Origin of the sequence: Sphingomonas sp. UBA978, assembly GCF_002292295.1 — a bacterium.
Classification (GTDB): Bacteria; Pseudomonadota; Alphaproteobacteria; order Sphingomonadales; family Sphingomonadaceae; genus Sphingomonas.
Window position 1 is genome coordinate 26,401 of record NZ_DBBS01000004.1, and the last position, 10,713, is coordinate 37,113.

Sequence of the window (10,713 nt, forward strand, 5' to 3'; positions counted from 1 at the left end):
GCAGCGACGTCCCCGGCAGCCTCCGGGCCTTACAGGCCGACGATACCGCCATCCGTCTTGGTGATGACGATCGTCGCCGAGCGCGGGCGACCGGTGCCGGTCCCCGTCGCCTGGCTCTGCGGCCAGTTGCTGGTGATGTTGGTCGGGCCGCCGCCTTCGCCCGGATGCTGGATGTTGACGAACAGGGTACGGCCGTCCGGCGTCGAATCGATGCCGGTGATCTCGCACTGCTTCGGCCCGACGAGGAAACGCTTCAGCGCCGCACCCGGCGCCTTGCCGATCCGCGTCGTCTGCGATCCGACCGCGCCGTTGAGGCTGTTGGTGATCGTCCGCGTGCCGCCATCGCCGACGCTGCCCGGGATCGCGGCCAGCATCATGCAATTGGTGACGTCGGTATAGGCGCCGTCGTCGGTCTGGATCCACAGCAGGGGCGTCCCCTGCCCCGCGACGTTGGTCGGACGCGCGAACCACAGGCCGTCCGGCGACGAGAAGTCGTTGGTGGCATCGAGGTTCGACAGGTTGATGTTGGCGGGGTTGAGGTCGCTGCCCGCACCGAAGGCATAGATGTCCCAGGTGAAGCCGAGCGATTCGCTGCTGTCGCCGGTTTCGCGGAGGCGGAAGACATGGCCGTTGGCATTGCCGTTGGTCGCGCCGCCGGTGGTCTTGGGATCGCTATAGGCGCGCGGATTGGCCGCGTCGGTGGTGGCGACGGTGCGCGAGGAGTTGTTGGTCAGCGTCAGGTACATCTCGCCGCTGACCGGATTGACCGCGGTCCATTCCGGACGGTCCATGCGGGTCGCGCCCAGCGCATCGCCAGCAAGGCGGGCGTGGGTGAGCACGTCGGCCTGGTCGGTGAAGGCATAAGCGGCATTGGCCCCCGTCAGCGGCGCGGTGCCGAAGGTCAGCGGCAGCCACTGGCCGCTGCCATCGGCATTCATCTTCGCCACGTAGAGCGTGCCGCTGTCGAGATATTTGTCACCGATCGCGAGGCGATTGGCGGCGGTCGCATCCGCTGCGGCCCAGGGCGTCGCAGAGACGAACTTGTAGACATATTCGTTCTGCGCATCGTCGCCCATATAGAAGGCGGGACGGACGCCCGGCACCATCCGGCCCGGGACGACGCCCTCATGGTTCATGCGACCGAGCGCGGTGCGCTTGCGCGGGGTCGAGGCGGGATCGAACGGATCGATCTCGACGATCCAGCCGTACTGGTTGGGCTCGTTGCGGAAATCGCCGCTGCCATTGGCGGGCTGTGCCGGATCGAGCGTCGCATTGAACTTGGCGATGCGGGTGTCGCCCGCTGCCGGGGCCGCGGCGGTCGCCCAAACGTAATTGCCCTTGCGCAGGGTATCGCCGCTGCCCATGCCGAGCCCGTAGCGGTTGAAGGCGACGACCGAACGCGCGCCGAGCGCCGTCGTGCGGCGGGCATTGTCGCCCGCCTCGCGCCGGTAATAGCCGGCCCAGTTTTCCTCGGCGGTGCAATAGGTCATCCACGGCATCGTGCCGTTGGCGCAATTGTTGATCGTGCCGCGGCCCGCGCGTCCCGTGGGAGAGAAGGCGGTGAACAGCAGCGCATTGCCCGCGACCGGTCCCGAGAAGCTCATCGGCGTGAACGGGGTGATGCGACGGTTGAGGCTGCCGGTCGGCACATAGGACCAGCCGGTGCTGCCGCGCGTGATCTCGATGACGCTGACGCCGTGCGCCTCGATCTCCTTGAGCGCCTCGGCGGTCGGGCGCGGCCCGTCGGCGAGGTTGGTCGGGCCGTTCGGGTGCAGATAGCTTTCGGTGATGTTTTCGTGGTTCATCACCAGCAGGCCGCGGCTGCTGTTGTTGGCATCGGGGGTGGTGCCGGTCGCGGCGAGGCCGAAGAAGCTCATGCCGTCATGATGATCGCCGGCGCGCGCCGAGAAGGTCGTGTCGCTGCCGTCGTTAGCATAGGCGCCGACGCTGGCGTTGATCGGATCGCCGAGGCGGTAGAGCACCGTCACCTGATAGCCCGACGGCACCGCGACGATATCCGCGAGGCTCTTGGGCACGGCGGTGAAATCGAGCGTGGCGGGCGCGACGGTGACGGTGGTGTCGGCGGTGGAGGTGATGCCGTCCGACGAGCGGCTGCTGAAGCGGAAGCCGAGCACCGTCGACGCGGTGACCGCGGGGGCGGTGAAGCTGGCGGTGCCGGTGGCGCCGTTGGTCAGCGTCACGATCGGGCCGCCGATCTGCGTCCAGCTGGCGGCCGAGGAATTGCCGCTGGTCACCGCGCCGCTGAGCGTCACGGTCTTGCCGGCCGAGGTGGTGATCGCCGACCCGGCGGTGACGGTGGTGGCGCGGCGATCGTCGTCCTTGTCGCAGGCGGTCAGCATCGTGCTGCCGAACACCGCCGCGGTCATCGCCGACAGGCCGCCGTGCAGCGTCTGCCGCCGCGAATAGCGCGAGGCGATCAGGTCGGCGATATGCGGATTGGCGGTCTGGTTGGTATCGATGTCGCCATCGTCGTAGCCGATCGTCGGCTGGTTCGGCATCGTCATGATATTTCCCCCGGATTTTGCGGCAGCGCGCCGCCGATGGCGTTGCTTTGGAGGGGAAAAGCGGCATTCGGGTTGCGCCCGGATGACGGGACGATGAAGGGTTGATGACGGATCGGAGACGGCGCCGGGCGTGCGCCGCGCTCGGTTGACTCGCCGCCGCTTTCCGCTATGAGCGCGGCCTTGCCGACGGGTTCGCCCGCCGTGCATCCGTCCGAGACAGCAGGTGCCGCGGAATTTGCCGCAGCTTAATGTCCTGCCGAGACGGGGACAGGAATTCACGACCGGATCGCGTCAGCGCGTGCCGGTCTGCCGCCCTTCACGGGTGCCTTCCCCATCGATGGACAACCCCGGCGGGGTTTTCCCCACCGGTTTGTAACCGGGCGGGCTGTTCGCGCAGTCCGTTCAAACGTGGAGAATGGCATGGATCGTGCTCAAAAGGCCGCGGCCGTTGCCGAGTTGAATCGCACCTTTTCCGAGGTCGGCGTGGTGGTTGTCACCCGCAACAACGGAATGACGGTTGCCCAGTCCACCCGACTGCGCAACGCGATGCGTGATGCCGGCGCGACCTACAAGGTCTCGAAGAACAAGCTTGCCAAGATCGCACTGGATGGCACCGATTACGGTTCGGTGGGCGACATGCTCACGGGCCCCGTCGGCCTCGCCACCTCGATCGATCCGGTCGCCGCAGCGAAGGTTGCGGTCGAATTCGCGAAGACGAACGACAAGTTCGAAATCGTGGGCGGAGCGATGGGTGCGACCCCTCTCGACCTCGCTGGCGTGCAAGCGCTCGCTACCCTGCCCTCGCTGGATGAACTCCGGGCGAAGATCGTCGGCCTCATCGTTGCTCCGGCAACGAAGCTCGCGACCATCACCCAGGCTCCCGCGGCGCAGATCGCGCGCGTGCTGTCGGCTTATGCCGAGAAGGAAGCCGCCTGAATTCCAGGCGCTTTTGGACAAGCGAATTTCAACTGACACTGTGGGGCGCATGCCCCGACATATGAAGGAAGTACCATGGCAGACCTGAACGCGCTCGTTGAGAGCCTGAGCGAACTGACCGTCCTCGAAGCAGCCGAGCTGTCGAAGCTGCTCGAAGAGAAGTGGGGCGTTTCGGCCGCAGCAGCGGTCGCAGCACCGGCAGCCGGCGGTGGCGCAGCCGCTCCGGCCGCTGAAGAGAAGACCGAATTCGACGTCATCCTGACCGGCGACGGTGGCAAGAAGATCAACGTCATCAAGGAAGTCCGCGCGATCACCGGCCTGGGCCTGACCGAAGCGAAGGCTCTCGTCGAGGGCGCGCCGAAGGCCGTCAAGGAAGGCGTGAACAAGGACGAGGCCGAGAAGGTCAAGAAGCAGCTCGAAGACGCCGGCGCGACCGTCGAGCTGAAGTAAGCCGCAGCGGAGGCGACGGGCAGCACGCTGCCCGCCCCTCCGCAAGGCCGGCCGGCGGCACCGGTGCCGTCCGACGTCATGGGCTTCGCCGATGACCGGCCCAGCCAGCCGAGCGACACGAAAAAGGGCGGCTCCCGCGAGGGAAGCCGCCCTTTTTTGCGTTTGCGAGCAATGCCCTGCCCGGCCCCGGTGCGCCTCTAGGGTACGCTTCCCCTCAGCGCGCGATCGCCGCCGCATAGGGGCGCGTGCCGAGCGCATCGTACATGCGCGCCGGCTGGTCGAGCCACAGCGGCGCCAGCTTGGCGCTGTCGACGCGCTCGACGCCGACCGCGAACGCCTGCGCCGCCTGCCCGTCGCCACCGCCGGCATCGTAGAGCGCGTTGACCGCGACGACCGGCACGAACATCGCCCGTCCGCCGGCATCCAGCGGCCGGATATCGGCACGCGGCAGCGCGACGACGATCCGCACGCGGCGCTCCTCGCCGGGGGCGAGCGCGAAGGCGGGCGTGACCGGGCGCGCCACCGGTTGCGCGAACAGCGCGGCGACGTCGCCGGGCGGGCCGGCCGAGGCGCCGATCAGCGCCGCGCCGATGCGGATGCCGGTCGCGGGCACGACGCCGTCGTTGCGGACCAGCAGCTCGCCTTCGACCGTCGCGCTGAGCAGGTTGAGGCCGGCGCGGCGCGGCTGGAGCGCCAGCGCGAGCCGGGCGCGCTCCGCGGCGACCGGCGCCGGAGCCGGAGCCGGAGCCGGCGCGGGCGTAGGCGGCGGATCGACGGGGTCTGGCTCGATAGCCGGCGCCAGCAGGGGAAGCGTAACGCGACGGCGCGCACGATACCACCAGACACCCGCCGCAGCGGCGAGCACGACGCCGCCGATCGGCCAGAGCGGCCAGCCGTCCCCGCTTTCCGGCGCGACGGCGGCCGGGACGGGCGTCGCGGTCGGGGACGCCACCGGTGCCGGTGCGAGGATCGGCGTCGCGCTCGGCGCAGGCGTCGGTGTCGCCCGCGGTGCGGGAGAGGCGGTCGCGGTCGACGTCGGTGTCGGTGTCGGCGTCGGGCGCACCTCGGCGCGCGGCGTCGCCCTTGCCGTCGGGGTCGGGGTCGGGCGCGGCGCCGGGGTCGCGGCGGGCGTCGGGGGCGTGGCGGGCGTCGGCTCGGGGCTCGGCACCGGCGTGGGGGTGGGCTGCGAGGAGGGCAGGCTGAACCCGTCGAGGCCGGGGATCGTCTGGGGCGGCGTGCCCCCCGACGTCTGCGCCGCGGCGCCGGCCGCCGTTCCCGCCAGCAGCATGGCGATCGCGCCTGTACGCGCGCGCCGCGAAATGTTCATGGACCCTGTACTCACCCGAAAGCCTTTGCGCGCTCCTTAGTGAACCGCGCCACGCCGCCATCCGTGCTGCGACGAAACGCCCCGCCGGGTCGGCAGGGCGAGGCATGCTGTTGGACCGGCATTGGCCCCTCCCCCTTTGACAGGCACCAACACCGGTCCTATATCCGCCTCTCACCACAGCTTTCGGGACATGATGCGCCGTCGCGCAGTGCATCGTACGAATAGGAAGCCGCGGTTTCATAGACGCTGAAGGCCGACGCACTGCGATGCGATCGGCTTTTTTGCGTCGCTGCTCGCGTCCCGCTCCGGAGGTTTCCGGGCACGATATTCCGGCCGCACCCGCGTTCGCGGGCAGGCCACGACTGAGGGCATAACGATCATGGCCACCAAGGCGATCCAGGGCAGCACCGCAAAGCGGCGCATCCGCAAGATCTTCGGGGACATCCACGAAGTCATCCAGATGCCGAACCTGATCGAGGTTCAGCGCGAAAGCTACGAGCAGTTCCTGCGTTCGGACAAGAGCACCGGCCATGTGTCGGGCCTCGAGAAGACGCTGCGCAGCGTGTTCCCGATCCAGGATTTCGCCGGCACCGCCTATCTCGACTTCGACGATTACGTGCTCGAACCGCCGAAGTTCGACGTCGAGGAATGCCGCCAGCGGGGCATCACCTACGCCGCGCCGATGCGCGTCACGCTGCGCCTGACCGCGTTCGAGGTCGATCCGGATACCGAGGCCAAGTCGGTCATCGATATCAAGGAGCAGGACGTCTACATGGGCGACATGCCGCTCATGACCGAGAACGGCACCTTCTTCATCAACGGCACCGAGCGCGTGATCGTCAGCCAGATGCACCGGTCGCCGGGCGTGCTGTTCGACCATGACCGCGGCAAGACCCACGCCAGCGGCAAATATCTGTTCGCCGCGCGCGTCATCCCGTATCGCGGCTCGTGGCTCGACTTCGAATTCGACGCCAAGGACATCGTCAACGTCCGTATCGACCGCAAGCGCAAGCTGCCGGTGACGGCGCTGCTCTATGCGCTCGGCATGACCAGCGAGGACATCCTCAACCACTTCTACAACCGCGTCACCTACGTGCGCGGCCAGGGCGGCTGGATCATCCCCTTCGCCGCCGAGAACTGGCGCGGCGTCAAGCCGCTGTTCGACATCGTCGACGCCTCGAGCGGTGAAGTGGTGTTCGCCGCGCAGCAGAAGATCAGCCCCCGCGCCGCCAACAAGGCGGCCAAGGACGGCCTCACCCAGCTGCTGATCCCGACCGAGGAAATCTTCGGCCGCTATTCGGCCTATGACCTCATCAACGAGGCGACGGGCGAGATCTATGTCGAGGCCGGCGACGAGATCGGCGCCGAGAACCTCGAGGCGCTCGACAAGGCGGGCATCGACACGATCGAACTGCTCGACATCGACCATGTCTCGACCGGCGCGTGGATCCGCAACACGCTCAAGGCCGACAAGGCCGAGGAGCGCGAGCAGGCGCTGTCCGACATCTATCGCGTCATGCGCCCCGGCGAGCCGCCGACGCTGGAGACGGCCGAAGCGCTGTTCGCCGGCCTGTTCTTCGATCCGGACCGCTACGACCTGTCGGCCGTCGGCCGCGTCAAGCTCAACATGCGCCTCGACCTCGATGCCGAGGACACGGTGACGACGCTGCGCAGCGAGGACATCCTCGCCGTCATCAAGACGCTGGTCGGCCTGAAGGACGGCAAGGGCGAGATCGACGACATCGACAACCTCGGCAACCGCCGCGTGCGTTCGGTGGGCGAGCTGCTCGAGAACCAGTATCGCGTCGGCCTGCTCCGCATGGAGCGCGCCGTGAAGGAGCGCATGTCGTCGGTCGACGTGTCGACCGTCATGCCGAACGACCTTATCAACGCCAAGCCGGCGGTGGCCGCGGTGCGTGAATTCTTCGGCTCGTCGCAGCTGTCGCAGTTCATGGACCAGACCAACCCGCTGTCCGAAGTGACGCACAAGCGTCGCGTCTCGGCGCTCGGGCCGGGCGGTCTGACGCGTGAGCGTGCGGGCTTCGAGGTCCGCGACGTTCACCCGACGCATTATGGCCGCATCTGCCCGATCGAGACGCCGGAAGGCCCGAACATCGGCCTCATCAACAGCCTCGCCTCGTTCAGCCGGGTCAACAAATACGGCTTCATCGAGACGCCGTACCGCAAGATCATCGACGGCAAGGTGACCGACGACGTCGTCTATCTGTCGGCGATGGAAGAGGCCAAGCACACGATCGCGCAGGCCTCGGCCGAACTGAAGGACGACAGCAGCTTCGCCGAGGACCTCGTGTCCGCGCGTCAGGCCGGCGAATTCCTGATGGCGCTGCCCGAGACGATCACGCTGATGGACGTCAGCCCGAAGCAGCTGGTGTCGGTCGCCGCGTCGCTCATTCCGTTCCTGGAAAACGATGACGCCAACCGCGCGCTGATGGGCTCGAACATGCAACGTCAGGCCGTGCCGCTGGTGAAGGCGGAAGCGCCGTTCGTCGGCACCGGCATGGAAGAGACCGTGGCGCGCGATTCGGGCGCCGCGATCGCCGCCAAGCGCGCCGGCATCGTCGACCAGGTCGATGCCAGCCGCATCGTCGTGCGCGCCACCGGTGAGGTCGATTCGGCCAAGTCGGGCGTCGACATCTACACGCTGATGAAGTTCCAGCGTTCGAACCAGTCGACCTGCATCAACCAGCGTCCGCTGGTGAAGGTGGGCGACGTGGTCAACGCCGGCGACGTCATCGCCGACGGTCCCTCGACCGAGTTCGGCGAGCTGGCGCTGGGTCGCAACGCGCTCGTCGCGTTCATGCCCTGGAACGGCTACAACTACGAGGATTCGATCCTCATCAGCGAGCGGATCGTGAAGGACGACGTGTTCACGTCGATCCACATCGACGAGTTCGAGGTGATGGCCCGCGACACCAAGCTCGGGCCGGAGGACATCACGCGCGACATCCCCAACGTCGGCGAGGAAGCACTGCGCAACCTCGACGAGGCGGGCATCGTCTATGTCGGCGCCGAGGTCGAGCCGGGCGATATCCTGGTCGGCAAGATCACGCCGAAGGGCGAGAGCCCGATGACGCCGGAAGAGAAGCTGCTTCGCGCCATCTTCGGCGAAAAGGCGAGCGACGTGCGCGACACCTCGCTGCGCCTGCCGCCGGGCGTTGCCGGCACGATCGTCGACGTCCGCGTCTTCAATCGCCACGGCATCGACAAGGACGAGCGCGCGATGGCGATCGAGCGCGAGGAGATCGAGCGCCTGAAGAAGGATTCGGACGACGAGCGCACCATCCTGAACCGTGCCACATGGTCGCGCCTGCGCGAGATGCTGCTCGACCAGGTGGCGACCGCCGTGCCGAAGGGCCTGAAGAAGGGCGCGACGATCGACATGGACCTGCTCGACAGCGTCGACCGCCACGAATGGTGGAAGTTCGCGGTTGCCGACGACAAGGTCCAGGCCGACCTCGAAGCCGTCAAGCAGCAGTATGACGAGGCGGCCAAGCGGATCACCGACAAGTTCCACGACCGTCGCGAGAAGCTGGAGCGGGGCGACGAGCTGCCGCCGGGCGTGCTCAAGATGGTCAAGGTCTTCGTCGCGGTGAAGCGCAAGCTGCAGCCGGGCGACAAGATGGCCGGCCGTCACGGCAACAAGGGCGTCATCAGCCGCATCCTGCCGGCGGAGGACATGCCGTTCCTCGCCGACGGGACGCCGGTCGATCTCGTGCTCAACCCGCTGGGCGTGCCGAGCCGCATGAACGTCGGGCAGATCTTCGAAACGCACCTCGGCTGGGCTGCCCGCAACCTGGGCATGCAGGTCGCCAGTGCGCTCGAGGACTGGCGTGATGCCAACCCGGACGCCAAGGCGGGCGAGATGCCCGACGCGGTCAAGGCGCGGCTGATCGAGGTCTATGGCGATCATTATGCCGAGGACATCCAGAGCCGCGATCCGGACGAGATCGTCGAGCTGGTGCACAACATCCGCACCGGCATCCCGATGGGCACCCCGGTGTTCGACGGCGCACGCGAGAGCGACGTGTCGGCGATGCTGGAGCTGGCGGGCCTCGACACGTCGGGCCAGTCGGAGCTGTTCGACGGACGCACGGGCGACAAGTTCGACCGCAAGGTGACGGTGGGCATCATCTACATGCTCAAGCTGCACCACCTCGTGGACGACAAGATCCACGCGCGTTCGATCGGGCCGTATTCGTTGGTCACCCAGCAGCCGCTGGGCGGCAAGGCGCAGTTCGGCGGCCAGCGCTTCGGCGAGATGGAGGTCTGGGCGCTCCAGGCCTATGGCGCGGCGTACACGCTCCAGGAGATGCTGACGGTGAAGTCGGACGACGTCGTCGGCCGCACCAAGGTCTATGAGGCGATCGTCAAGGGCGACGACACGTTCGAGGCCGGCATCCCCGAGAGCTTCAACGTGCTCGTCAAGGAAATGCGCAGCCTCGGCCTCAACGTCGACCTCAAGACCATGCAGGACGTGGACGACGAGGGCGGCATCGCGATCGCGGCGGAGTAAGCCACCACTCTCCCTCTTCCGCCGGGAGAGGGAGGGAGCGGCCGCAGGCCGCGGAAGGGTGAGGACAGTTCGCTGCCCTGCCCTCACCTTCCCACCAGCTTCGCTGGCGGGCCCCTTCCTCTCCCGTTGGGAGAGGAGAAAAGAATTCTGAGAGGTTCATCCCCATGAACGAACTGACCAACTTCGCGAACCCGATCGCAAAGCCCGAGACCTTCGACCAGATCCAGATCGGCATCGCCTCGCCCGACAAGATCCGCTCGTGGTCGTTCGGCGAGATCAAGAAGCCCGAAACCATCAACTATCGCACGTTCAAGCCCGAGCGTGACGGCCTGTTCTGCGCGCGCATCTTCGGTCCGATCAAGGATTACGAATGCCTGTGCGGCAAATATAAGCGGATGAAGTATCGCGGCATCGTCTGCGAGAAATGCGGTGTCGAAGTTACGCTTCAGAGTGTGCGCCGTGAGCGGATGGGCCATATCGAGCTGGCGTCACCGGTTGCGCATATCTGGTTCCTGAAGTCACTTCCCAGCCGCATTGCAATGTTGCTTGATGCCACGCTGCGTGATCTGGAGCGGGTGCTCTATTTCGAGAACTACATTGTCACCGAACCCGGTCTGACGGATTTGGAACTGCACCAGCTTCTCAGCGAGGAAGATTATCTCGAGAAGCAGGAAGAGTTCGGCGATGAGGCCTTCACCGCAAAAATCGGTGCCGAGGCTCTCAAAGATATGCTGATGGCGCTGGACCTCGAAGAAGTCCGGGCGCAGTTGCGCGTTGATCTTCGTGAGACAGGCTCAGAGGCCAAGCGTAAAAAATACGTCAAGCGTCTCAAGATCGTTGAAGCGTTCATTGAGTCCGGCGCGCTGCCGGAACGGATGATTCTGGATGTAATTCCGGTTATTCCGCCCGAGCTGCGCCCGCTGGTGCCGCTTGATGGTGGC

The 10,713-nt window shown here is 66.8% G+C and carries 5 protein-coding genes and 1 pseudogene; 4 read left to right on the plus strand and 2 right to left on the minus strand.

Going from position 1 to position 10,713, the window contains the following annotated elements; translation table 11 throughout:
• Positions 1 to 29: 29 nt before the first annotated feature.
• A complete protein-coding gene (locus tag B2515_RS01395) occupies positions 30 to 2,519 on the minus strand; it encodes a PhoX family protein (protein WP_293872834.1) in 2,490 nt (829 codons plus the stop codon).
• A 426-nt stretch (positions 2,520 to 2,945) separates the two neighbouring features.
• Here B2515_RS01395 and rplJ point away from each other — a divergent pair, with 426 nt between their 5' ends.
• Both rplJ and rplL read left to right on the plus strand, forming a co-directional pair.
• Positions 2,946 to 3,461, plus strand: a complete 516-nt coding sequence (gene rplJ / locus B2515_RS01400) for a 50S ribosomal protein L10 (protein ID WP_293872825.1) — start codon at positions 2,946 to 2,948, stop codon at positions 3,459 to 3,461.
• Between the two features lie 75 nt (positions 3,462 to 3,536).
• Positions 3,537 to 3,911 carry a 50S ribosomal protein L7/L12 gene (gene rplL, locus B2515_RS01405; protein WP_293872827.1) on the plus strand — a complete coding sequence of 125 codons (375 nt, stop codon included), beginning with the start codon at positions 3,537 to 3,539 and terminating at the stop codon, positions 3,909 to 3,911.
• A 214-nt stretch (positions 3,912 to 4,125) separates the two neighbouring features.
• Here the strand turns inward: rplL and B2515_RS01410 are convergent, their stop codons facing one another.
• Positions 4,126 to 5,238, minus strand: coding sequence for a hypothetical protein (locus B2515_RS01410; protein ID WP_293872829.1), 1,113 nt, complete (start codon positions 5,236 to 5,238; stop codon positions 4,126 to 4,128).
• 379 nt (positions 5,239 to 5,617) lie between these two features.
• Between B2515_RS01410 and rpoB the strand changes: the two genes are divergently transcribed.
• Both rpoB and B2515_RS01420 read left to right on the plus strand, forming a co-directional pair.
• A complete protein-coding gene (gene rpoB, locus B2515_RS01415; protein WP_293872831.1) occupies positions 5,618 to 9,772 on the plus strand; it encodes a DNA-directed RNA polymerase subunit beta in 4,155 nt (1,384 codons plus the stop codon).
• A 164-nt stretch (positions 9,773 to 9,936) separates the two neighbouring features.
• Positions 9,937 to 10,713, plus strand: a pseudogene (locus B2515_RS01420) (DNA-directed RNA polymerase subunit beta'); the annotation flags it as partial.

What these genes read in the sequence shown, in the direction of transcription:
- rpoB (WP_293872831.1), top strand. Translation starts at nt 5,618, where the DNA reads ATGGCCACCAAGGCGATCCAGGGCAGCACCGCAAAGCGGCGCATCCGC.
- rplJ (WP_293872825.1), top strand. Translation starts at nt 2,946, where the DNA reads ATGGATCGTGCTCAAAAGGCCGCGGCCGTTGCCGAGTTGAATCGCACC.
- rplL (WP_293872827.1), top strand. Translation starts at nt 3,537, where the DNA reads ATGGCAGACCTGAACGCGCTCGTTGAGAGCCTGAGCGAACTGACCGTC.
- B2515_RS01395 (WP_293872834.1), bottom strand. Translation starts at nt 2,519, where the DNA reads ATGCCGAACCAGCCGACGATCGGCTACGACGATGGCGACATCGATACC.
- B2515_RS01410 (WP_293872829.1), bottom strand. Translation starts at nt 5,238, where the DNA reads ATGAACATTTCGCGGCGCGCGCGTACAGGCGCGATCGCCATGCTGCTG.